Source organism: Phenylobacterium sp. (genome assembly GCF_037189685.1).
GTDB lineage: Bacteria > Pseudomonadota > Alphaproteobacteria > Caulobacterales > Caulobacteraceae > Phenylobacterium.
The window spans coordinates 136,255-157,165 of record NZ_JBBCIT010000029.1 but is presented as its reverse complement, the minus strand read 5'-3'; the positions used below and the strand labels follow the sequence as shown (position 1 = coordinate 157,165).

The window sequence follows — 20,911 nt, the reverse complement described above, 5'->3', positions numbered from 1 at the left end:
GAGGAGAGAAGACGAGGGGCCGGGCGATCCGCCCGGCCCCTTGCCGCGTCAGTAGCGGTAGGTGAGTTCCAGCCCGTAGGTCCGGGGCTCGGCGTAGTAGCCGTGGAAGCCTTCGGCGCCGGCCGTGCCGCCGGTGCTGACCATCGGCGCCAGGGGGATGCCGCCGATCCGCTGATAGTAGTGCTCGTCGGTCAGGTTCTTGACCCACAGCCGGCCGGACCAGCCGCGCGCCTCGGCCCCGAGCGACAGGCTGCCGTTCAGCAGGGTGACCGCCTTCTGCCGCGACCGCGGGTCGAGCGCGGCGTCCAGCAGCATCGAGCTGGTGTGCTGCACCTCCAGGCGGGCGTTGAACATCAGGTCGTCGGCGACCTGGCGGCTGTAGTCGCCCGCCACGTTGAACTTCCACTTGGGCGAACTGACGGGCGTCAGGCCGTTGAACGAGCACGTGTTGGGCTGGCTGCCGTTGGGCGTGCGGCCCGCGTAGCAGGGACCGATGGTGTAGTCGGTGAACTCGGCGTCCAGATAGGTGAGGCCGCCCGAGAACCGCAGGTTCGGCCCGACGACGGCCGCGAAGTCGCCCTCCAGCCCGCGCACCCGCCGCTCGCCGGCGTTGCCCGTCAGGAAGCCCGAGCGGGTGACCGGGTTCAGGATCGATTCCTGGAAGTCGCTCAGCACCATGTTGAACAGCGTCAGGTTCAGCCGCAGCCGCCGGTCGAGGAGCTGCGACTTCAGGCCGAGCTGGTAGTCGATCGAGGATTCAGGCTCGAACTGCACCGGCGCGGTCGGCGCCTGCCGGCGCGCGTTGAAGCCGCCCGCCTTGTAGCCGGTCGACACGCTGGCGAAGGCCATGATGTCGGGGGTCAGGTCGTACTGGGTGCTGAGCAGCCAGGTGAACTTCTCCTCGCTGCGCTCGACCGCCCCGATCGGGTTGGGGCCGAACAGGGCCTGGAAGGCGGCGTTGGTGCCCGGCGAGTTGGTGTGGTTGATGACGCCGTCCTTCTTCTCCCAGACGTAGCGGGCGCCCAGCGAGGCCCGCCAGCGGTCGGTGAAGTTGAGCCGCGCGGTGCCGAACAGCGCCGTGCTCCGCGTCTTCAGGTCGGCCTCCGAGCGCATCTGGTCGCCCTCGCGGAAGCGCTGCGGCCCGCCGGCCGCGGCGGGGAGGGGAAACAGCCGGTTGGCGTCCGGCCCGACCGTCACCGTCGACCAGAAGTCGTAGGTCTGCCGGTAGAGGTAGAGCCCGGCGATGTATTCGAAGAACCCGCCCGTGGGTGAACTCACCCGCAGTTCCTCGCTGAACGACTCGATCTCGCCGCGCTCGATCAGCTTGGCCACGTTCTGGGGCAGGGCGTCGGCCGAGTAGGGATCGGCCCCGCCGACGTTCACGTCCCAGGCGGTGATCGAGGTCAGGGTGTGGCCGGCGGGCAGCTCGAACTCGCCGGTGAGCGAGGCCCCGTACGAGATGGCCTTGTCGTTGGTCACGTCGTCGGCCTGGACGACGAAATCGCCACTCGTGAAGTTCTGGAACGTGTAGCCCAGGGCCGCGGTCTCGGCGAGGAAGCCGGGCGTGGCGACGCCGCCCGGGCCCGTCGGGTTGATCGCGTCCGCGACGCCGCCCTTCGACCGTACGATCGAATAGTGGCCGACCAGGTTGAACTTGAGGTCGTCGTTCGGCGTCCACATGGTGCGGAGCCGGGCGCCGCCGCCCTTCATGTCGTTCACGCGCCCGCCGGTGGCCAGGTTGCGGGCGAAGCCGTCGCGGTCACGCAGCCAGAACGAGGCGCGGGCCGACAGGTCCTCGCCCAGCGCGCCGCCGACATAGCCCTTGGCGTAGCGCTGCTGATAGTTGCCGAAGCCGGCGGTCACCATCGCCTCGGGCTTGGCCTGAGGCTCGCGGGTGATGATGTTGATCGCGCCCACCGGGGTGTTGCGGCCGTACAGCGTGCCCTGGGGTCCGCGCAGCACCTCGACCGCCTGGATGTCCACGAGGTCGCCCTGCAGCACGCTGAGACCGGGCAGATACACGCCGTCCAGGAAGACGCCGACGCTGTATTCGATGCCCGGGTTGTTGCCCGAGTTGCCGATCCCGCGCAGCGACACGGTGGTGTTGCGGGTGTTGTTGGTGCCTTCCATCCGCAGGGCGGGCACCATCGCGGTCAGCTCGCGGAAGTTGGTGACGTTGGCCGCCTCCAGGTCCCGTCCGCTCACCGCCGTGATCGACAGGGGCACGTCCTGCACGTTCTCGGCCCGCTTCTGCGCCGTGACCACCAGTTCCTCGAGCTGAGCCTCTCCTCCCGCCTGGGCCCAGGCGCCCGTGGCGAGGCCTCCGGCCGCCAGAGTTGTGGCCGCCAGCAGCCATCGACGACGTCCAGCGTCTCTTTGCATCTCGCATCCCTCCCGGATCATTCCGCTAATTAGAATCGGAACTACTGTTCTGGTTAGGGTGCGTATTCGGGATTGCGGGCGCTGGCAACCTGTTGATTCGCGGGAAGGGGGAGCGGCGCTCTCAGCCGGCGGTGACGTGGAGCCGCGCGATCGCGCCCAGCGGAGAGCTGGTATAGGCGTCGCGGTCGAAGCCGGGCGTGTACCACATCCCGCCCGACAGCATGCAGCCGGTGTCCGTTCGACCGCGCTCCGCCCCGGTCTCGACATCCACCACGACGGCGTCCCAACGGCCCGGCGTGGTGCAGTCGTCGACGAACAGTTCGCCGGTGTCGGCGTAGAGGGTGAGCTGGTTGGTGGTCCGCCACGGATGCTGCCAGAGCGGCCGCAGGTCGCCCGGCCCGTGATAGCGCCATGCCCCCAGCCGCCGGTTCGCGGTGTCGAACGCCACCAGGATGCGGCGGTCCTGGTCGTAGAGGGGCGGGGCGATGATGTTGCCCTGCGGCTGATCGAACAGCACGAAGGCGTCCCGGTCGGTGGCGTCGCGGAGCGAGACGCGGAACAGGCGCTGCGGAGCCGCATGGATCGGCGCACCGTTCGGATAGCGCTGCATCGTCGTTTGCCGCAAGGCTGGGCGCAGCGCCTCCGGCGCCTCCAGCGCCGCCGGGGGCAGCACCTCGACCGCCTGCGTTCCGATCGGGTGCGCGGCCAGCACCGCCCGGACCACGGCATTCTCGCCCATGTCCATGAACCAGGCGCAGTCGTCGCCCAGCGTGCTGTCCCAGGCGAAGGCCTGATCCTCGCCGGCGATGCGGTAGCCGGCGGCCCAGTCGGGGTCCAGCGAGAGCCGGCCGGCCCGGTAGATCAGCCGACGGATCTCGGTTCCGCTGGTGACATAGAGGTGGTCCTCCCCGTCCTGCGCGTCGGCCGAGAAGCGCCCGACGCTGTTCCACGGGAATTCGTAGCGGTCGATGATCTCCAGCTCCGGGCTCAACACCGTGAAGACCGAGCGCCTGGCGGGGTCGTTCTGGATGTCCTTGGCCACCAGGGCCCCGTCGCTCAGCACGAGGTGGCCGTTGTGGGCGTTGTCCACCGACAGCCGTCGCTCGGCCACGACCTCGAGGTCCGGCGTCAGCCGGTGGGCGTAGGCGCCGTTGACCACATAGATGTCGCCGTTGGCGTGGACGCAGGCCGCCCCGCACCAGTTGTGCCCGCCCGACGGCAGGTCGGGCGAACGTTTCAGGGGCTCCAGGCTCTCAGGGTCGAGCTGCTCCACCCAGCCGTACGACGTCCGGCTCTGGCCCGCCCGCGTTCCGCCCTGCAGGTACAGCTCGCCGGCGTCGCGCAGCACGAACATCACCGGCCAGCGGTCGTCGTCCAGACGCCGCGTACGTGCGGCCAGGGTCTCGCCGGCCTGCAGCCGCAGGCCTGGGGCCCGCGTCACCTTCTGCCGCCGCGGGCCGCCGCATTCGCCCGGCCAGGCCGAGGGATAGTAGCCGGGGGGCGGGGAGAGGTGGTCTCGCGCGGTCATGGTTCGCCTCCTGCGACGGCGGCCTTGCGGTTCGTCGCGGGCCGGGCGAGTCTAGGTCGTATAGCCTAATTCTGAGCGGGACAAGGCAGGCGGCGACGTGCAGGAAGGGGCGATGAAGACGAGGGCGCGCATTCTTGAAGTGGCCCGGCGGCTGTTCAACGAACAGGGCGAGGCGCACACGACCAACCAGCAGGTGGCCGCAGCCGCCGGCATCGCCGTGGGCAACCTCTGGTACCATTTCCGCACCCGCGACGACCTGCGCGCGGCCCTGTCGCTCGCGGCGGCCCGGGACTACCGCGCCGCCCTGGCCCAGGCCGACGGCCCGGCGCCGGCGACCGAGCGCTACGTCCGCTACACCCTGGGGACGATGCGGGCGATGTGGGACCACAGGTTCCTCACCGAGGACGCGGCGGCCCGGCGCGCCTCGGCCGGCTCCGGCCTCATGCGCGAGCAGTACGGTCGGCTACGCGCTCTTCTGGACGAGTTGGCGGGGGAGGGCGCGTTCGCCTCGGGTCCTGCAGATGTCGACGACCTGGCTCCGGCGCTGTGGATGGTCGTCCGCCATTGGCCCGATCATCTGCGGGAGATCGAGGGCGTGGCGGCGCCTACGCCCGGTCAATGGCGCAGGGGATTCGACCTGAAGCTGGCCATCCTGAATCGCATCATGACCCCGGCGTCCTTCGCCGAACTCCAGGCGTGCGTCGCGGCGCTCGACGTGGCCAGGCTAGACGCGACGTCGTGATGCGATTGTTCGTGGAAATCCGCCTTCGGGCGGTATCGGTGGCTCCCCGAGCAGGACTCGAACCTGCGACAAGCCGGTTAACAGCCGGCTGCTCTACCAACTGAGCTATCGGGGATCAGCACCGAGAGGGCGGGCGTATACGCCGCACCGGCGGCTTGCGCAAGGGTCGCGGGAACGTGTCGCAGGTCCCTTTTGCGGCCCTTCGCGCGGTCGGGGCCGCCTGCACGGAACCTCCATGAAAAAACGGCCCGACGCGGACGCCGGGCCGGAAAAAGTCGGTGATGGTGGGGTGTCTTCGAAGAAGACGTCCCCAGGGTCGAAGGTTGTGGTTAAGCGTGCGTAAATTTCCGCGGTCGGGCTGCAAGCTTTCCTTAAGCGCACGGCCCGGCTTGCCGCACAGGTGGGCCCGAAACCTTCGCGGGGCTGGACGAACATCGCCAATCGGCTGATCACCGGACGGCAGACTGTGGGACACGGACGGAAGATGCGCATCCATTTCACGGGGATCGCGGGCGCGGGCATGGCGGCGGCGGCGCTGATGATGCGCGAGGCGGGCCATGCGGTGTCGGGCTCGGACGCAGACGCCTTCCCGCCGATGTCCACCTACGTCGAGGGCCTGGGCTTTCCGGTGAGCTGGCGATTCGACCCGGCGAACCTGCCGCCCGATCTCGACCTCCTGGTTCTGGGCGCCAGCGCGAAGCTGGGCGGGGAGGAGAACGTCGAGGTGCGCGCCGCCCGCGCCCGCGGCGTGCGGGTCACCACCTTCCCCGAACTGGTGGGCGAGGCGACGGCCGTGCGCCGCAACACCGTGGTGGCCGGCTCGTTCGGCAAGTCCACCTGCGCGGCGCTGATGGCCCATGTTCTGCGCGAGAGCGGGCGCGACGCCGGCTGGATGATCGGCGCCATCTCGCCGTCTCTGCCCGACACCGGCCACTGGGGGACCGCGCGCGAGGTGATTCTCGAAGGCGACGAGTACATCGTCGGCCCGGAGGACCGCCGGTCGAAGTTCGTCCTCTATCATCCGCGCGACGTCCTGCTGACCTCGCTGGTCCACGACCACGTCAACGTCTTCCCGACCTTCGACGACTACGCCCGGCCCTTCGGCGAACTCCTGCGCCTCTTGCCGGCCGGCGGCCTGCTGGTGGCGCGCGATCATCCGGCTATCCGCGAGATCGCGCCCCAGGCCGCCTCGCGCATCGTCTGGTACGACACCCGGCCCTGCGACGGCTGGTTCAGCCAGGACGTCGTCTTCAGCGATGTCACACACTTCACGCTCGTCGGTCCCGGCGGCCGGCGCCTGCCTCTCGCCACCACCTTGCTGGGCGCCCACAACGTCGAGAACATCGTGGGCGTGGCCGCCTATCTGCTGGAGCGCGGCCTCGTGGACGCGGCGGCCCTGGCCCGCGCGGTGCTGAGTTTCGCCGGCATCCGCCGCCGCCTCGACCGGCTGACCGCCCGCTCGCGCGTGCCGCTCGTGGAGGGCTTCGGCTCGTCGTACGAGAAGGCCCATTCCGCCATCGCGGCCATGCGGCTGCACTATCCCGACCGGCCGCTCGTGGTGGTGTTCGAGCCGCACACCTTCTCCTGGCGCAACCGCGCGGCCCTGGCCTGGTACGACACGGTGTTCCAGGGCGCCGCGCGCGTCCTGCTCATCCCACCGCCCACACACGGCGCCGGTTCGCACCCGCAGTCGACCTTCGCCGAGATCCAGGATCGCATCGCCGCCGCCGGCGTCCCCGTCCAGGGCGTCGAGACCGCCGAGGCCGCCACCGCCGCCCTCAGCCGCCTCTCGGGCGACGAGGCCGTCCTGCTCCTCTCCTCCGGCCCGCTCCTGGGCCTGCCGGACTCGCTCCCGCCGCTCTTCGACAGGCTGTATGGGGCGCAGGAGGCGGCGGCCTGAACCCCTACCTGATCGTCATCCCCGGCTTGTCCGACCCATTGAGCTCCGAGTCCGGGTCGCCGCCGCATTCCTTCAGCGAGGCAAAGCCCGATGGGTCCCCCGGACAAGCCGGGGGATGACGACCAGGTGGGGGCGGCTCGCTACCGGATGCCCGTGTGCGCCGGGACCGGCTGGACGTAATCGCCCCGCTTGGCCGCCTTCTCGGCCTCGTTCATTTCGCGGAACTGCTCCCGCTTCGGGCCGAGGTAGCCGAACAGGTAGGCGGCCACCTTGCGCATCTGGATCTCCTCCGAGCCCTCGGTGATCCGGTAGCGGCGGTGGTGGCGGTAGATATGCTCGAAGGGCTTGTGGCGGGAATAGCCGATGCCGCCGTGGACCTGCATCGCCCGGTCGGCCGCCTCGCAGACCAGCCGGTTGCCCCAGTAGTTGCACATCGAGACCTTGTCCGAGATCGTGCGCTCGATCTCCTTGTGCTCCATGTGGTCCATCTGCCAGGCCGTCTTGCGGATCAGCAGGCGGAGCATCTCGCACTGGGTCTGGAGCTCCACCAGCGGGAACTGGATCGCCTGGTTGTCGGACAGGGGCTTGCCGAACGGCTTGCGGTTGCGCGCGTACTTCACGCTCTCGTCGATGCAGAACTGCGCCGCGCCCAGCGACGAGGCCGCCTGGCGGATGCGGTTCTGGTGGACGAAGCTCTGGCCGATCCCCAGCCCCCGGTCGATCTGGCCCCAGTAGCTGTCCTCGGGGATCCAGACGTCGGTGAAGCTGATCCGGGGGTGATCGGTCGGCATGTTGAACGTCCACAGGTACTCCTCGATCTTGAGGCCTGGGGAGTCGGCGGGGACGATGAAGCAGGTGATGCCCGTGGCGTCCCCGTCCTTGCCGCTGGTGCGGGCGAAGCACATCACGTGGGTGGCGACGTGCATGCCCGTCGTCCACATTTTTTCGCCGTTGATGAGCCAGCCCGGCTTGCCGTCCTTCTCGTGGGGGACCGCGCGGGTTTCCATCCAGGTGGCGTCGCTGCCGTGGTTGGGCTCGGTCAGGCCGAAGCCGGTGCGCATGCCGCCGTTCAGCAGCTTGTCCGCATAGCGGTCGTACTGCTCGTTGGTCGCGAACTCCTTGAACATCAGGATGAAGGGGTTGTTGCCGACGATCGAGTGCTCGGTCTGGAGATCGTTGAACAGGCCCAGGCCCTTGGCGGCCAGGTGCTCGCGGATGATGGCCATGGCGAGCTGGGAGCCGCCCTTGCCGCCCATCTCCACGGGCCAGGCGAAGCGCAGGTGCCCGGCCTCGTCGGCCAGCCTGCGGGCCTTGGCCAGCAGCGTCTCCCACTCCTTGCGGGGCAGGCCGTCGTTGTCCCAGTCGGTTCGGGCGTGCTCGCGGCGGTGATCGAAGAAGCGGTCGTTGTCGTCCGACCGCTGGAGCGGCAGGATCACGTCCTCGATGAACCGGTCAAGCTCGCCCAGGTAGTCCTGGATGTCCTTGGGGATGTCGAAGTCCATGGCCGTTTCTCCCAGCGCTCTCGTGGCGGTCTCGAGGCGGGATTGACGCTGGGGGACCGGTTTACAACCGCCCCGCGGGCCCGCCACATCAGGCCCAGTCTAGACCAGCAGGGAGGTTCCGCCGGGTCATGGAAGTCGATGTGCGGGCGGGCCTCGAGAAGCTCGCCGAACGTCTGGGCGGCGTGGGCGCGACATTGACGGGCGCCCAGCGGCTGTCTGGCGGAGCCAGCATGGAGACCTGGGCCTTCGGGATCGAGGGCGCGCGCGGCCGCGAGGACCTGATCCTGCGCCGGCGCAGCGTGCCGTTCGACGAAGAGACCGCACGGTCGATCAGCCTGGCCAGCGAGGCTGCGCTGATCCGGGCCACCGGCGCCAACGGCGCGCGCGTGCCCGACGTGCGCCACGTCTGCGATGCGGCCGACGGCCTGGGCGAGGCCTATGTCATGGTCCGCGTCGACGGCGAGACCCTGGGGCGGAAGATCACCAGCGACGCGCGCTTCGACGCCATCCGGCCGCAGCTCGCGCGTCAGTGCGGGGAATCCCTGGTGGCCATCCACCGCACGGCCCCCCCGCCGGGCGCAAGGCTCAAGTCCGTGGACGGCCTTCAGGAACTGGATCGCTACGAGGAGGTCTACCGGGCCACCGGGGCCGAGCGGCCGATCCTGGAACTGGCGTTCCAGTACCTGCGGCGCCACACGCCCGAGCCCGTCGCGCCTGTCCTGCTGCACGGCGACTTCCGGAACGGCAACATCATGTTCGACCCCGAGAAGGGAGTCGCCGCCATCCTCGACTGGGAACTGGCCCACCTGGGCGATCCGGCCGAGGACATGGGCTGGATCTGCACCAACTCCTGGCGCTTCGGACGGCCCGACCGCCCTGTCGGCGGCTTCGGAGGCTACGAGGACCTCCTGGCCGGCTACGCCTCGGCCGGCGGCCGGAAGATCGAGCTCTCGCGCGTGCGGTTCTGGCAGATGCTGGGCTCGCTGCGCTGGGGCGTCATGTGCCTCACCATGTACCTCTCCTGGCGCGACGGCATGGTGAAGTCGGTGGAGCGCCCCATGATCGGCCGCCGGGTCTCCGAGACCGAGGCGGACCTGGTCGCGCTGCTGGAGGAAGGCCTTTGATCACCCATCCCCGCACCGAGGAACTGGTCGAATCCGTCCGTCTCTGGATCGACGAGATCCGGCCCGCGCTCGACCCTCGCAACGCCTTCCTGGCCCGTGTGGCGGCGAACGCCCTGGCCACCGTCCACCGCGAACTGACCCAGGGGCCCGACGCGGAGGCCGACGCCGTGCGCCTCATGGCCGGCCTCCTCGACCGCGAGGGCGGGCATGCGGAACTGAACAGCGAGCTGTGCGACCGCATCCGGTCGGGGGACTTCACGGTCGAGACGCCGGGCCTCCTGGCCGCGCTGACGGTGATGGCGAAGAACCAGCTCGCCATTGACCAGCCGAACTACAAGGCCGAGGGCAGCCTCTAGGCCGCCTCCAGCACCCGGATGATCTCGCTCTCGCGCTCGTTCCAGAGGATGGCGACGCGACGGGCGCGGTCGGTGTGGCCCCCCAGGGCGCGCACCACCTCGGCGTCGGACAGGCGATCGTCGGAGAGCCGGAGCAGGCTCCGCTGGCCGCCCTGGTCCAGGGCCACATCGTGATAGCGCAGCACGGCGTCGACCACGGCGGCCGGCGGGGGCGGGGGGCGGACCGGCTGCGGCGCCTGGACCGGCCGGGTCGTGAAGCGGGCGGGGCTGAAGCGGTCACCGGCCTTGCGGCGGGGCTGGAAGCGGGATGCCATCGTTCGAACGCCTTGCAGGTTGTCGATGGTTCTGGTTTTGTCTGAGGGGTACGACAAAAACGGACGTAGGCTGGTCATGCGCCATGAAAAAAGTGCGCGGCTCCTCGAGCTGGCGCGGATGCTGGCGGGCACGGCCGAGGGCCTGACCCTGGACGAGATGAGCGCGAAGCTCGGCCTGGGCCGGCGCACGGTGGAGCGCATGCGCGACGCGCTCTGGGACGTCTTCCCCCAGATGGAGGTGCTGGAAGACCCGCCCGGCAAGCGGTTCCGCATCCCCTCCGGCCTCGACGGCCTCTTCCAGGCCCCGACGCCCGAGGAGATGGCGGCGCTCTCGGCCTCGGCCGAGGCGATGGACCGCCAGGGCGCCCACGCGCGCGCCACGGCCCTGCGGTCCCTGGAGCAGAAGGTGCTCTCCGCCACCCGCGCCTCGGCGCGGCGCCGCCTCGCGCCCGATCTTGAAGCCCTGCTCCAGGCCGAGACCATCGCCGTCCAGGCCGGCCCACGGCCGTTCGAGGAGGACACGGTGCTGGCCGCCGTGCGCGGGGCGCTGAAGGCGGTCTCCACGCTCCGCTTCCGCTACGAGGGCGGCTCCACGCCCGGCCGGGTGCGGGAGGTGGCGCCGCTGGGCATCCTGTTCGGCCGCTCCAACTACCTCGTGGCCGAGGAGGTCGGGGCGGGGACCGGCCCCCGGAACTGGCGCCTGGACCGCATCGCCGATCTCGAGATCACGGGCGTTCCGGCCCAGCGGCCCGAGGATTTCTCGCTGCAGGCCTACGCCGACGAGAGCTTCGGCATCTACCAGGACGACACCCACGACGTGGTCCTGCGCATCTTGCCCGAGGGTCGCGAGGACGCCCTGCGCTGGCGCTTCCATGCCCGGCAGAAGGTCGAGGACGAGCCGGACGGCTCTGTGGTGGTCCGCTTCCGCGCCAGCGGGATGCGCGAACTGGCCTGGCACCTCTTCACCTGGGGCGACAGGGTCAGGATCGTGGAGCCCAAGGCGCTGAAGGACATGATGGCGGCGGAAATCGACACGGCCTGGCGTGCCCACGTCCGATTCTGACGTACCCCCTGTTCAGGCTTGGTCCGTCCAACGACGGAGAGCCCGATGAACACCCTCGACTACGCCACCTTCTTCGAGACCCACGTCCGCCCGCGCCAGCGCCGCTGGGCGCTGTTCCGCGCGATTGGCGTCGCGGCCCTCATCCTGTCGCCGGTGCTGTCGCTTATGCTGCTGGGGCCAGGATAGGCGAGGTTGACGTGGCGGCGGCAAGTCATCATCTTACCTTGGTCTTACCGGAGTTCGCCATGGCCCAGTCTCGCCAGACCACCGTGCTGTCCACCAAGGGGCAGGTCATCCTGCCCAAGGCGATCCGCGAGCACCGCCGCTGGTCGCCGGGTACGCGGCTGGTCGTCGAGGAGACAGCCGACGGCGTCTTGCTGCGGCGCGAGCCGGTGCTGGAACCCACGACACTGGACCAAGTCTCGGGCATGCTGAAGTACAACGGGCCGCCGGTCACAGTGGAGGAAATGGACGAGGCCGTCGCCGAGATGTTCCGGCGCGAATATGATCGCGATTGACACCAATGTCGTCGTCCGTTTCCTGATCCGCGACGACGAGGCGCAGTGGGCCAGGGCGCATGCGCTGGTGCGGGACAATGAGGTGTTCGTAGCCTCGACCGTCGTCCTCGAGGCCGCCTGGGTCCTGAGGAGCGTCCATCGGTACTCTCGCGAGGAGATCGTTCGCGCGCTGGAGATGTTCAGCCGGTTGCCGCGCGTGCGCGTCCAGGAGCCGGAGAGGGTGGCCGCCGCCTTGCGGATGGCCGGGGAAGGCGCCGATCTTGCCGATGCGCTCCACCTGACGGCTGCGGAGGGCTGCGAGGCTTTCGTCACCTTCGACAGAAGGTTCGCCCGGCTTGTGGCAGGCGTCCAGCCGCCTGTGCGCCCGCTCTGACCAACTCCGCCGAACGCCGCTCGGCCAGCGGGTGGTGACGCCGGGCGCCGCGCGGGCTAGCAATCGCGCACATGCCTTCGAGAGGTACCTCATGCGCCTTGCCGCCGTTGCGACCGCGCTCGCCGGAGTATTGCTGATGGGCGCCGCGCCCCCCGATCCCAACGCCGACCCCAACGCCGACCACGACCCGTACGCCTGGATGGAGGAGATCGAGGGCGCCCGCGCCATCGAATGGGCCAAGGCCGAGAACGCCCGTTCCCTGCCGCAGCTCCAGGACGATCCCCGCTACGCCGGCCTCTACGCCGACGCCCTGAAGATCGCCACCGCCAAGGACCGCATCCCGGGCGTGAGCTTCTCGGGCGACGGCGGCCTCTGGGACTACTGGCAGGACGCCGACCACGTGCGCGGCGTCTGGCGCAAGACCTCCGTCGACAGCTACCGGGCCGGGACGCCGGAGTGGCGGACGATCCTGGACCTCGACGCCCTGGCCAGGTCCGAGCAGGCCAACTGGGTCTGGAAGGGCGCCCGCTGCCTGCCGCCGGACGACCGGCTCTGCCTCGTCAGCCTGTCGGACGGGGGCAAGGACGCCGTCGAGGTGCGCGAGTTCGACACTGTGACCGGCCAGTTCGTGGAAGGCGGCTTCCATCTGCCCGAAGGGAAACACCGCTTCGACTGGATCGACCGCGACACGCTGCTGGTGGTGACCGAGTGGGCGAAGGGCGAGGTCACGACCTCGGGCTACCCCTACATCGCCAAGCTGCTCAAGCGGGGCCGGCCGCTGTCCGAGGCGAAGCAGGTGTTCTCGGGCCAGAAGGCCGACGGGGGCTACGGCGTCCAGTCTATCGTCCTGCGTGACCCCGCCGGACGGATGCAGGCGGTCGTCATCATGCGGCCCTTGGACACCTTCAACGCCGAGTACTACCTGCTGGCCGGCGATCGCCCCCTGCGTCTGGACCTGCCGAAGAAGGTCTCGATCCAGGGCTATCTCGACGGTCGGGTGATCGTGAGCCTCGAGGAGGATTGGGCCGCCAGGAGGATGAGGGAAGGCGACCTCGTCGACTTCGATCTGGCCGCCGTCAAGAAGGCGCCCGGCGCGCTGAAGCCGGCGCTCGTCCTGCGGCCCAGCGAGTCGCAGGCGGTGGAGCAGGTGGCGACCACGAAGGGCCGCCTCGTGGTGGCCCTGCTCGACAACGTGAAGGGCCAGGTCCTGAGCTTCCGCCGCAACGGCGGCGCGTGGACGTCCCAGGCCCTGGACCTGCCCGAGGACTCGACCGTCTCCGTCGCTTCGGCGTCCGAGACCGACGACCGGCTGATCCTCAACATCGCCAGTTTCCTGACCCCCTCCAGCCAGTGGCTGGCCGATGCCGCCGGCGGCCAGGCCGAGCAGCTCCGCGCGCTCCCGGCCCGCTTCGACGCCTCGAGGTTCGTCACCGAGCAGCACTGGGCCACGTCGAAGGACGGCGTGAAGGTCCCGTACTTCGTGGTCCGGGCGAAGGACATCCAATACGACGGCTCGAACCCGACGCTGCTCTACGCCTACGGCGGCTTCCTGGTCAGCCAGACCCCGGCCTATGCGGCGACGGTCGGCAAGCTGTGGCTGGAGAAGGGCGGCGTCTACGTCGTGGCCAACATCCGCGGCGGCGGCGAGTTCGGCCCCCGCTGGCACAACGCCGGCCTGAAGCTGAACCGGATGCGGGTCTACGACGACTTCTTCGCGGTCTCCGAGGACCTGATCGCGCGCAAGATCACCAGCCCGAAGAAACTGGGGATCATGGGCGGCTCGAACGGCGGCCTCCTCATGGGCGTGGCGCTCACGAAGCGGCCCGAGCTCTACAACGCCGTGGTCATCCAGGTGCCGCTGTTCGACATGATCGGCTACGCCCATATCGGCGCCGGCTCGTCCTGGATCGGCGAGTACGGCGACCCGGCGGTCCCCGAGGAGCGGACCATGCTGATGAGCTACTCACCGTACCAGAACCTGAAGCCCGGCCAGCCCTATCCCAAGGTGTTCATCGAGACGTCCACCAAGGACGACCGCGTCCACCCCGCCCACGCCCGCAAGGCCGCCGCGCGGCTGAAGGAATACGGCTACGACTACCTCTACTACGAGAACATGGATGGCGGTCACGCCGCGGCCGCCAACCTGAACGAACGCGCCCTCCGCCAGGCTCTGGAGTTCACCTACCTCGCGCAACGGCTGATGGATTGACTGAAGTACGGGTATCCCGCATATAGAGCCGTGTTCACGCCGCGCCGCGTCGCCTGGCACGACGCCAACGCCGAAGCCCACCACGGCAAACACGGCGTTCTGTTCGCCTACGCTGCCCGGGTGTTCCGCGACCCCGCTCGTGTGGACCTTGATGTCTCGCGGCCAGAAGACGGCGAGGCGCGCCGCAAGTCGGTCGGCACGATCGAGGGGAAGTTGTTCGTGGTCGTCTACGCGCCGCAAGGCGAGACAGCCTGGATCATCTCGGCCCGCCGGGCCAACGCCAAGGAGACCCGCGCCTATGGCTACGGATAAGGCCACCAGCTTCGAACTCGAAGACCTTCCGGCGATCCCGGACAGGGCTCGGGCGCGGATGGACGCTCTGACGGACTCCGAGATCACCGCCGCGGCCGAAGCCGACCCGGACAATCCGCCGCTGACCCCGGCCGAGCTGGCCAAGCTGGAGCTGCGCGCCCTCGCGCGGCGCGCCCGGGCCCGGACCGGGCTCACCCAACGCGAGTTCGCGCGGGCCTACAGGATCAGTTTCGGCCGGCTGCGCGACATCGAGCAGGGCCGCTACCCGGGCGGCGATAGCGTGGTCGCCGCCTATCTGGCGGTCATCGCCCGGGAGCCCGAGGCCGTGCGGCGGGCCCTGTCTGAGGTCTAGCCTCTACTCGCCCGCCGTCCCCCGCTCGCCGGCCGCCCGCGCCAACTGCACGAACTCGGCGCGTTCGCCGTGGGGATCCTGGCCGCGGCTGCCCTGGGCCAGGGCGACCACGTCCGGCCAGCCGAAGCCGTCCGACACCCGCGGGTCGCGGCGCAGCTTCTGGCCGAAGGCGGCCACCGCCACCGCCCACCGGGTCGCTTCGGGCGCTGCGGCCAGCGTGGCCGATCCGTCGCCCGCCGTGACCGGCCGCTCCATCAGCTTCGATCGCGACTGGCCCGGCAGCTTGTAGCGGATCTTGAGATAAGCCAGTTCTCCCGCCGGGCCCGCCTTCGGCGCCGGTCGCCCGTAGCGCAACGGATCGGCCGAGCCCGGCGCGCCGGCCGGGGTGATCTCGTAGAGCGCCGTCACCGAGGCGCCGGCGCCCACCTCGCCCGCATCGACCTGGTCGTTGTTGAAGTCCTCGCGCGCCAGCATACGGGTCTCGTAGCCGATCAGCCGGTATTCCGAGACCTGGGCCGGGTTGAACTCGACCTGGATCTTCACGTCGTCGGCGATGGGGAACATCGTGCTGGTGAAGTCGGTGCGGAACAGCTTGCGCGCCTCCTGCAGGCTGTCGACATAGGCGGCCGTCCCGTTCCCGTTCTGCGCCAGCGCCTGCATCATGGCGTCGTTGTAGTTGCCGCGGCCGAAGCCGTAGACCGAGAGGTAGACGCCGGTCTTGCGCTGATCGGTCACGAAGTCCTTCAGCCGGGCGGGATCGGCGATGCCCACGTTGAAGTCGCCGTCCGTGACCAGGATCACCCGGTTCACCGCCTTGGCGTCGAAGTTCTGCCGCGCCAGGTCGTAGGCCAGCTTCAGCCCCTGGCCGCCCGCGGTCGAGCCGCCGGCCTGCAGGGCGTCCAGGGCGCATCGCACCTTGAGCTTGCTGCGCCCGTCCGTGGGCGCCAGCACCGCCCCTGCCGAGCCGGCATAGGCCACGATCGACACGCGATCCTGGGGCCGCATCTGGTCGACCAGCAGGTTCAGCGACTTCTGCGCCAGCGGCAGGCGGTCCGGGCCCCACATCGAGCCGGAGGTGTCGACCAGGAACACGAGGTTCAGCGCCGGCGCCTCGGCCCGCGGCAGGTCGAAGCCCTGGATGCCGATATGCAGGATCTGCTTCTGCGCAGACCAGGGCGAGGGGGCCAGCGCCACATAGGTGGAGAACGGGTTGGACCGGTCGGCGGGTCGCGCGTAGCCGTAGTCGAAGTAGTTGATCAACTCCTCCACCCGCACGGCGTCGGTGGGGGGCGTCGCGCCCTCGTTCAGGAACCGGCGGACGTTGGAATAGGCCGCGGTGTCCACATCGACCGAAAAGGTCGAGACCGGCTCCTGCGCCGTCTGGCGGATGGGGTTGGAAGCCGCTCCGGGGTACCGTTCGGTGTCGCGCGTCGGCAGGCGCGGGGCGACGGCCACGCCATCTCTCCGGGCCTGCGCGGTCACGACCAGGGACTCCTGAACGAGGGCGGGGGCGGTGGGAACGGGCGCGGGTGGCGGGGGAGGGGGCGCCGGCGTCCCCGGGGCGACGCGATGGCGCATGATGGGACTGCCCAGGCCCACGCTCCCCGGCCTGGACATAGGCGCCGCGCGGAAGCCCAGCGCTTCGCAGGCCTCGGCCGTCGGTGTCCCGTCGCCAGCCCGGTCGGGTCGGGCGACGGCGGCGGGCGGCGCCGAGGTCGCGGCTGTCAGGCAGGCCAGGACGGCGGCCCCGGCGCGGACGGCGGGACTTTGGCCGGCGCCTGTGCGGATCGGGGGCGTGCGAGCTTCACGCGTGCGAACTTCTGGCGGACGTTGCGGCATGGTGGGCGATCCTCCGGCGGGCGCCGTCACGAGCGCCCATGCGGCGGAGCTTCGCGCCGGGATCGTGGCTGTGAAATGGCGAACCCCCGACGATTGAATGACGATCGTAAAATTTCAGGATGGCCATTCCCGCGCCTCCCCACGCCGTGACGGCCGGAACCACGGCCTCGGCGCCACATCCACCCGACGGTGTCGGAACTCATTCCGACGGTTCTGGGGGACCGGGCGTCAGAGGCGATTGTCGAGGAGCAGCTTTGGAGGCCTGACCGGGAATCGAACCCGGGTTCACGGATTTGCAGTCCGGTGCGTCACCACTCCGCCATCAGGCCGCCACAAGCACTTAAGGCTTCAACCTTAAGATCGGACCGAAATGTCCAAAGAGGGTGCATAGCCGTTAGCCATCCCCCTACTCGCGGAGGGATGGCTAACAGAAGGCCTAACCTCCTGCAATGATCTTCTTGACGAGATGATTGATAATGTAAAATTCGAGTTAATCAGAATTATATCGTAGAATTTCTCGGTAAAATCTAGGTATGTATCCATCCAGAATCTAAAGAGGCGTATGATGTATTTAGAATAGTGAGCGCCGATCCGTCGCTCATTAGAACAATGGTATTTGATCCAACTTGAGATAATGTATATGATCCAGATTCTATTCGAACGCTATCACCTGAATTTCTATCAAAATCAGCTATAGTGTCGTTTCCAAATCCAAGAGAAAAGTTGAAAGTGTCAGCGCCGGTATTTCCATACAGAAGATCGTCGCCTGCATCTCCTGAAATGAAATCATTCCCGTCAGACCCAGATATGGTGTCGTTTCCTTGACCACCTCTAACGGTATCGTTTCCATTCCCTCCAATTACCTGATCGTTACCTGAATTTCCATGTACAAAATCATCTCCATCGCCACCAGAGACGGTATCATTTCCATCGCCTCCTGAGATGCTATCCGAGGCGCCAACGCCATCAATATAGTCGTTTCCAGATCCTCCATTTAAAGTATCAGTTCCATATTGTATGTCAGTTAGCCAGTTTCCAGATACAAATCTAACCTGAGTTTGATAGTCGCTTCCTCCTATAACTTCATCTGAAGAAGTTCCATTGAACGTCCATCCATTAATTATGATGGGAGTTGGGCTGCTATATCCGTATGCAAATGCAATAATAGTTTCTTGATTTCCATCAAAACCGCTCATCTTTATCTCCGAAAAGGATGCGGGTCTCTCAACATATGAACGATGCCGTGGAGGCAAAGGGGAGTCAATTTAAAGTAGAAATTTTTCATTCGAAAATCTGAGGAGGAATTCTCTTTAAGTGAGCGGCTGGAATTGCGTTTGCACTGCCTCGGCGATAATCCGCTCGCTCAGTATCGTGAGGAGCTACATGCCCGATTTCACCGCCGCCCGTCTCAACATGGTGGAGAGTCAGGTGCGCACCCAGGACGTCACCGACGTGCGCATCCACGACGCCATGCGGAAGGTCGCGCGCGAACGGTTCCTGGCCGCCGACAAGGGGGCGCTGGCCTATGCCGACATCGAGGCGGAGTACGCGCCCGGCCGCTGGCTGCTGAAGCCGCGCGACGTCTCCAAGCTGCTCCAGGCGTTGCGTCCCATGCCGGGCGAGCGCGCCCTGGCCATCTCCGCCCCCTATGCGGCGGCGGTGCTCGAGGATCTGGGGTGCGCCGTCGTCCAGGCCGACGCCGGCGAGCCGGTTCCCGCCGGCCCGTTCGACATCGTGGTCTGCGAGGGGGCGGTGGCGCGCGCGCCCGAGGCGTGGACCGCGGTCCTGGGGGCGGGCGGTCGCCTGGGCGTGGTCGAGCGCGGCGGGGCGGTCGGCCAGGCGGTGCTCTATGTGAAGGCCGCCGACGGTGTGGGGCGCCGCGACCTGTTCGATGCGTTTCCGCCGGTGCTGGCCGGTTTCGAGCCGACGCCCGGCTTTGCGTTCTAATTTCGCTTTCCGGCCCCGGTCCTGAAACACCCTCGAAACGCCCGGATGAGAAGGTCGGGGTGAAAAAAGCTTAAGGTGACGCGGCTTGGAGTGGACGGCAGAGCACGGCATACAAGGTTGAACACTGCACGGGTTCCAAGAGGACTGCGTCTCTCGCGAGTTCGGGGATAAAGAATGTCGATGACCTTCCGTGGCCGACTCCTGGCCGCGAGTGTGTGTGTGGGCGCCCTGTCCGCCGCGGCTCTGGCGGCCGCGCCGGCGCAGGCCGAGACCCTGGCCGACGCCATTGCGCTGGCCTACCAGAACAATCCCACCCTCCAGGCCCAGCGCGCCACCCAGCGCGCGCTCGACGAGAGCTACGTCCAGGCCCGCAGCGGCTGGCGGCCGACGTTGGGTGTGAGCGCCAGCGCCACCTATACCGAAAGCCGTATTCCAAGAGCGGCGGCGGGCGTCGACTCAGACGGTGACGGGCAGCCCGACACCTTCGGCAACTCGGGGATCTTTGAGACCAACAGCGGCCGGGCGGGCCTGAGCTTCACCCAGCCGATCTGGAGCGGCGGGCGTGTGGCCGCCGCCGTCAACGCGGCAAACGCCGACGTCCTGGCCGGTCGCGAGAACCTGCGCCGGGTCGAGGCCCAGGTGATCCTGTCGGTGATCCAGGCCTATTCCGACACACGCCGCGATCAGGAAGCCCTGCGCATCCGCCAGGAGAACGTCAACGTCCTGACTCGGCAGCTCGAGGAATCGCAGGCGCGCTTCGATGTGGGTGAGGTGACCCGCACCGACGTGGCTCAGTCCCAGGCGCGGCTTTCCCAGGCCCAGGCGCTCTACCAGCAGGCGGTCGCCCAGCTCGCCATCACCCGCGCCGGCTATGCGGCCCTGGTGGGCCAGAACCCTGGTGAGTTGGCTCCCGAGCCGTCACTGGCGTTCATCCTGCCGACCGATCCCGACGAGGCCTTCAAAGCCGCCGAGGAGTACAACCCGCAGCTTCGCGCCCAACAGTATGCGGAAATGGCCAGCCGGGCCCGCGTGGCCGGGGCGCGCGCCGAGCGGATGCCCATCGTCAGCGGCCAGGTGACATTGGGCTTTGATCGCGGCCCGGTGCGGCCGTTTGATTCCGACCTCTACGTTCGTGGAACCAGCGCCACAGTCACGGCCACCATGCCCCTGTTCAACGGCGGCCTGACCACTTCGCGCGTGCGCGCCGCCGTCGAACGCAACAACGCCGATCGGATCACGGTGGAGGGCGTGCGCCGCAACGTGCTCCAGGCCGCGACCCAGTGGTGGAGCCAGCTCATCGCCGCCCGCGCCAACATTTCCTCCAGCGAGGAGCAGGTGCGCGCCGCCCGGATCGCCGCCGAAGGCACCCGCCAGGAACAGCAGGTGGGCCTGCGCACCACCATCGACGTGCTCAACGCCGAGCAGGAGCTGCGGCAGGCCGAGCTGAACCAGGTCAGTTCGCGCCGCGACGAATATGTGGCCGCCGCCAACATACTGGCCACCATGGGGCGCCTCGAGGCGAAGCATCTCATCCCCGGCGAGCCGCAGTACGACGCCGCCAGGAACTTCCGGAAGCTGCGCATCACCTGGGGCTGGGTCCCGTGGGAAGAGCCGATCGGCGTGATCGACCGCCTCCTGACGCCGTTCCCGTCCAGCGCTCCGCCCGAGCCGAGGGATGAGGCGCCCGTCGCACCCGGCCTCCAGCCGGCGCCGGCCGTCGCGCCATCTGCGTCCCGTTGACGGCCAGGCGCCCTCAGAAATTGCACGATCGGCCGCTGGCGCTTAGGTTCGGGTTCCGAGATTCAACCGTGGCGGCAGGCTGATGTCCGAGCAGAGCTCCCAAGAACCGACCATGGAGGAGATTCTCGCCTCCATCCGCCGGATCATCTCCGAGGACGAGGCTCCGGCCGAAGGCGGCCCGGCGCTGCCTGCGGCCGAATCGGAGCCCGAGCCGCTGAAGGACGACGCCGGGCCGCTGCCGATTCCCGAACCGGAGCCTGAACCGGCCGTGGCCGGGGGATTCGAGCCGGCGCCCGATCTCGACGACGATGAAGATGACGATGACGATCTGGAGCTGACCCAGCGGGTCGAAAGCCACGGTGACCTGGATGTGGTGGCCGTCGCGCCGCCCCCGGCGCCGGAGCCGGAGCCCGCGCCCCAACCGGTCGCCGCGCCGCCGCCGGCCGCGGACGGCCTGGTCAGCGCCTCGGTGGCGGCCGCCACGGCGGCCACCTTCGGTCGCCTGTCGTCCAGCCTCCTGATGCCCGCGGAGGGCCGCACCCTGGAAGACGTGGTCCGCGAACTGCTGCGGCCGCTGCTTCAGCAATGGCTCGACGACAACCTGCCCGGTATCGTGCAGCAGGCCGTCGAGGCCGAGGTCGAACGCATCGCCCGCGGCCGAGTACGCTAGCCCCTTTCCTTTCCCGCGTAGCGGGAGAGGGGGACCGCCC

At 68.6% G+C, this 20,911-nt stretch carries 20 protein-coding genes and 2 tRNA genes; 14 read left to right on the top strand and 8 right to left on the bottom strand.

Annotation, left to right across the window (positions count from 1 at the left end; translation table 11 throughout):
- Window positions 1–48: 48 nt before the first annotated feature.
- Together WG212_RS17655 and WG212_RS17650 are read right to left on the bottom strand one after the other, a co-directional pair.
- Entirely contained in the window at window positions 49–2,382 is a 2,334-nt protein-coding gene (locus WG212_RS17655; protein ID WP_337188421.1) for a TonB-dependent receptor, read from the bottom strand.
- Between the two features lie 121 nt (window positions 2,383–2,503).
- Complete coding sequence (locus WG212_RS17650) at window positions 2,504–3,910, bottom strand: hypothetical protein (RefSeq protein WP_337188420.1); 1,407 nt, start codon at window positions 3,908–3,910, stop codon at window positions 2,504–2,506.
- Between the two features lie 112 nt (window positions 3,911–4,022).
- Between WG212_RS17650 and WG212_RS17645 the strand changes: the two genes are divergently transcribed.
- On the top strand, window positions 4,023–4,652 hold the full coding sequence (locus tag WG212_RS17645; RefSeq protein ID WP_337188419.1) for a TetR/AcrR family transcriptional regulator: 630 nt from the start codon (window positions 4,023–4,025) through the stop codon (window positions 4,650–4,652).
- A 39-nt stretch (window positions 4,653–4,691) separates the two neighbouring features.
- Here WG212_RS17645 and WG212_RS17640 read toward each other — a convergent pair.
- Window positions 4,692–4,767, bottom strand: a tRNA-Asn gene (locus WG212_RS17640).
- 369 nt (window positions 4,768–5,136) lie between these two features.
- Here WG212_RS17640 and WG212_RS17635 point away from each other — a divergent pair.
- Entirely contained in the window at window positions 5,137–6,552 is a 1,416-nt protein-coding gene (locus WG212_RS17635; protein WP_337188418.1) for a Mur ligase family protein, read from the top strand.
- Between the two features lie 140 nt (window positions 6,553–6,692).
- Here the strand turns inward: WG212_RS17635 and WG212_RS17630 are convergent, their stop codons facing one another.
- Window positions 6,693–8,054 carry an acyl-CoA dehydrogenase gene (locus tag WG212_RS17630; RefSeq protein ID WP_337188417.1) on the bottom strand — a complete coding sequence of 454 codons (1,362 nt, stop codon included), beginning with the start codon at window positions 8,052–8,054 and terminating at the stop codon, window positions 6,693–6,695.
- A 128-nt stretch (window positions 8,055–8,182) separates the two neighbouring features.
- On the opposite strand from WG212_RS17630, the gene WG212_RS17625 reads away from it, so the two are divergent.
- The gene (locus WG212_RS17625; RefSeq protein WP_337188416.1) at window positions 8,183–9,178 is read left to right on the top strand and encodes a phosphotransferase family protein; all 996 of its coding nucleotides are present in this window, start codon (window positions 8,183–8,185) and stop codon (window positions 9,176–9,178) included.
- Entirely contained in the window at window positions 9,175–9,534 is a 360-nt protein-coding gene (locus tag WG212_RS17620) for a DUF6285 domain-containing protein (RefSeq protein WP_337188415.1), read from the top strand. The genes WG212_RS17625 and WG212_RS17620 overlap by 4 nt, the downstream gene beginning before the upstream one ends.
- On the opposite strand, the gene WG212_RS17615 is transcribed toward WG212_RS17620, so the two are convergent.
- On the bottom strand, window positions 9,531–9,848 hold the full coding sequence (locus WG212_RS17615) for a hypothetical protein (protein WP_337188414.1): 318 nt from the start codon (window positions 9,846–9,848) through the stop codon (window positions 9,531–9,533). The genes WG212_RS17620 and WG212_RS17615 overlap by 4 nt on opposite strands.
- A 76-nt stretch (window positions 9,849–9,924) precedes the next feature.
- Here WG212_RS17615 and WG212_RS17610 point away from each other — a divergent pair, with 76 nt between their 5' ends.
- The 7 genes from WG212_RS17610 (at window position 9,925) to WG212_RS17580 (ending at window position 14,675) form a co-directional block, all read left to right on the top strand.
- Window positions 9,925–10,911, top strand: a complete 987-nt coding sequence (locus tag WG212_RS17610; RefSeq protein WP_337188413.1) for a YafY family protein — start codon at window positions 9,925–9,927, stop codon at window positions 10,909–10,911.
- A gap of 45 nt (window positions 10,912–10,956) precedes the next feature.
- Complete coding sequence (locus WG212_RS17605) at window positions 10,957–11,097, top strand: hypothetical protein (protein WP_337188412.1); 141 nt, start codon at window positions 10,957–10,959, stop codon at window positions 11,095–11,097.
- 59 nt (window positions 11,098–11,156) lie between these two features.
- Window positions 11,157–11,429: an AbrB/MazE/SpoVT family DNA-binding domain-containing protein gene (locus WG212_RS17600; protein WP_337188411.1), complete on the top strand. Its 273-nt coding sequence runs from the start codon at window positions 11,157–11,159 to the stop codon at window positions 11,427–11,429.
- On the top strand, window positions 11,416–11,802 hold the full coding sequence (locus WG212_RS17595) for a type II toxin-antitoxin system VapC family toxin (protein WP_337188410.1): 387 nt from the start codon (window positions 11,416–11,418) through the stop codon (window positions 11,800–11,802). The genes WG212_RS17600 and WG212_RS17595 overlap by 14 nt, the downstream gene beginning before the upstream one ends.
- Window positions 11,803–11,893: 91 nt before the next feature.
- Window positions 11,894–14,011: a prolyl oligopeptidase family serine peptidase gene (locus WG212_RS17590; protein ID WP_337188409.1), complete on the top strand. Its 2,118-nt coding sequence runs from the start codon at window positions 11,894–11,896 to the stop codon at window positions 14,009–14,011.
- A gap of 30 nt (window positions 14,012–14,041) precedes the next feature.
- Window positions 14,042–14,323 carry a BrnT family toxin gene (locus WG212_RS17585; protein ID WP_337188408.1) on the top strand — a complete coding sequence of 94 codons (282 nt, stop codon included), beginning with the start codon at window positions 14,042–14,044 and terminating at the stop codon, window positions 14,321–14,323.
- Window positions 14,310–14,675 carry a helix-turn-helix domain-containing protein gene (locus WG212_RS17580; RefSeq protein WP_337188407.1) on the top strand — a complete coding sequence of 122 codons (366 nt, stop codon included), beginning with the start codon at window positions 14,310–14,312 and terminating at the stop codon, window positions 14,673–14,675. Before WG212_RS17585 ends, WG212_RS17580 begins: the two co-directional genes overlap by 14 nt.
- 3 nt (window positions 14,676–14,678) lie before the next feature.
- Here the strand turns inward: WG212_RS17580 and WG212_RS17575 are convergent, their stop codons facing one another.
- The 3 genes from WG212_RS17575 to WG212_RS17565 all read right to left on the bottom strand — a co-directional run bounded on the left by WG212_RS17575 (window position 14,679) and on the right by WG212_RS17565 (window position 17,710).
- Window positions 14,679–16,130 carry a VWA domain-containing protein gene (locus WG212_RS17575; RefSeq protein WP_337188406.1) on the bottom strand — a complete coding sequence of 484 codons (1,452 nt, stop codon included), beginning with the start codon at window positions 16,128–16,130 and terminating at the stop codon, window positions 14,679–14,681.
- A 639-nt stretch (window positions 16,131–16,769) separates the two neighbouring features.
- Window positions 16,770–16,843, bottom strand: a tRNA-Cys gene (locus WG212_RS17570).
- Window positions 16,844–17,041: 198 nt separating this feature from the next.
- Entirely contained in the window at window positions 17,042–17,710 is a 669-nt protein-coding gene (locus WG212_RS17565; protein ID WP_337188405.1) for a calcium-binding protein, read from the bottom strand.
- A gap of 187 nt (window positions 17,711–17,897) precedes the next feature.
- Between WG212_RS17565 and WG212_RS17560 the strand changes: the two genes are divergently transcribed.
- The 3 genes from WG212_RS17560 to WG212_RS17550 all read left to right on the top strand — a co-directional run bounded on the left by WG212_RS17560 (window position 17,898) and on the right by WG212_RS17550 (window position 20,871).
- Entirely contained in the window at window positions 17,898–18,461 is a 564-nt protein-coding gene (locus WG212_RS17560; RefSeq protein ID WP_337188404.1) for a protein-L-isoaspartate O-methyltransferase, read from the top strand.
- Between the two features lie 174 nt (window positions 18,462–18,635).
- Window positions 18,636–20,201 carry a TolC family outer membrane protein gene (locus tag WG212_RS17555; RefSeq protein ID WP_337188403.1) on the top strand — a complete coding sequence of 522 codons (1,566 nt, stop codon included), beginning with the start codon at window positions 18,636–18,638 and terminating at the stop codon, window positions 20,199–20,201.
- Between the two features lie 82 nt (window positions 20,202–20,283).
- Complete coding sequence (locus WG212_RS17550; RefSeq protein ID WP_337188402.1) at window positions 20,284–20,871, top strand: DUF2497 domain-containing protein; 588 nt, start codon at window positions 20,284–20,286, stop codon at window positions 20,869–20,871.
- The last annotated feature ends 40 nt before the right edge of the window (window positions 20,872–20,911 follow it).

Bases quoted from the DNA above. Each gene is read 5' to 3' on its own strand.
- WG212_RS17550 (WP_337188402.1), top strand. From the start codon at position 20,284: ATGTCCGAGCAGAGCTCCCAAGAACCGACCATGGAGGAGATTCTCGCC.
- WG212_RS17580 (WP_337188407.1), top strand. From the start codon at position 14,310: ATGGCTACGGATAAGGCCACCAGCTTCGAACTCGAAGACCTTCCGGCG.
- WG212_RS17650 (WP_337188420.1), bottom strand. From the start codon at position 3,910: ATGACCGCGCGAGACCACCTCTCCCCGCCCCCCGGCTACTATCCCTCG.
- WG212_RS17605 (WP_337188412.1), top strand. From the start codon at position 10,957: ATGAACACCCTCGACTACGCCACCTTCTTCGAGACCCACGTCCGCCCG.
- WG212_RS17625 (WP_337188416.1), top strand. From the start codon at position 8,183: ATGGAAGTCGATGTGCGGGCGGGCCTCGAGAAGCTCGCCGAACGTCTG.
- WG212_RS17615 (WP_337188414.1), bottom strand. From the start codon at position 9,848: ATGGCATCCCGCTTCCAGCCCCGCCGCAAGGCCGGTGACCGCTTCAGC.
- WG212_RS17630 (WP_337188417.1), bottom strand. From the start codon at position 8,054: ATGGACTTCGACATCCCCAAGGACATCCAGGACTACCTGGGCGAGCTT.
- WG212_RS17590 (WP_337188409.1), top strand. From the start codon at position 11,894: ATGCGCCTTGCCGCCGTTGCGACCGCGCTCGCCGGAGTATTGCTGATG.
- WG212_RS17595 (WP_337188410.1), top strand. From the start codon at position 11,416: ATGATCGCGATTGACACCAATGTCGTCGTCCGTTTCCTGATCCGCGAC.
- WG212_RS17555 (WP_337188403.1), top strand. From the start codon at position 18,636: ATGTCGATGACCTTCCGTGGCCGACTCCTGGCCGCGAGTGTGTGTGTG.
- WG212_RS17560 (WP_337188404.1), top strand. From the start codon at position 17,898: ATGCCCGATTTCACCGCCGCCCGTCTCAACATGGTGGAGAGTCAGGTG.
- WG212_RS17635 (WP_337188418.1), top strand. From the start codon at position 5,137: ATGCGCATCCATTTCACGGGGATCGCGGGCGCGGGCATGGCGGCGGCG.
- WG212_RS17655 (WP_337188421.1), bottom strand. From the start codon at position 2,382: ATGCAAAGAGACGCTGGACGTCGTCGATGGCTGCTGGCGGCCACAACT.
- WG212_RS17645 (WP_337188419.1), top strand. From the start codon at position 4,023: ATGAAGACGAGGGCGCGCATTCTTGAAGTGGCCCGGCGGCTGTTCAAC.
- WG212_RS17610 (WP_337188413.1), top strand. From the start codon at position 9,925: ATGCGCCATGAAAAAAGTGCGCGGCTCCTCGAGCTGGCGCGGATGCTG.
- WG212_RS17565 (WP_337188405.1), bottom strand. From the start codon at position 17,710: ATGAGCGGTTTTGATGGAAATCAAGAAACTATTATTGCATTTGCATAC.
- WG212_RS17600 (WP_337188411.1), top strand. From the start codon at position 11,157: ATGGCCCAGTCTCGCCAGACCACCGTGCTGTCCACCAAGGGGCAGGTC.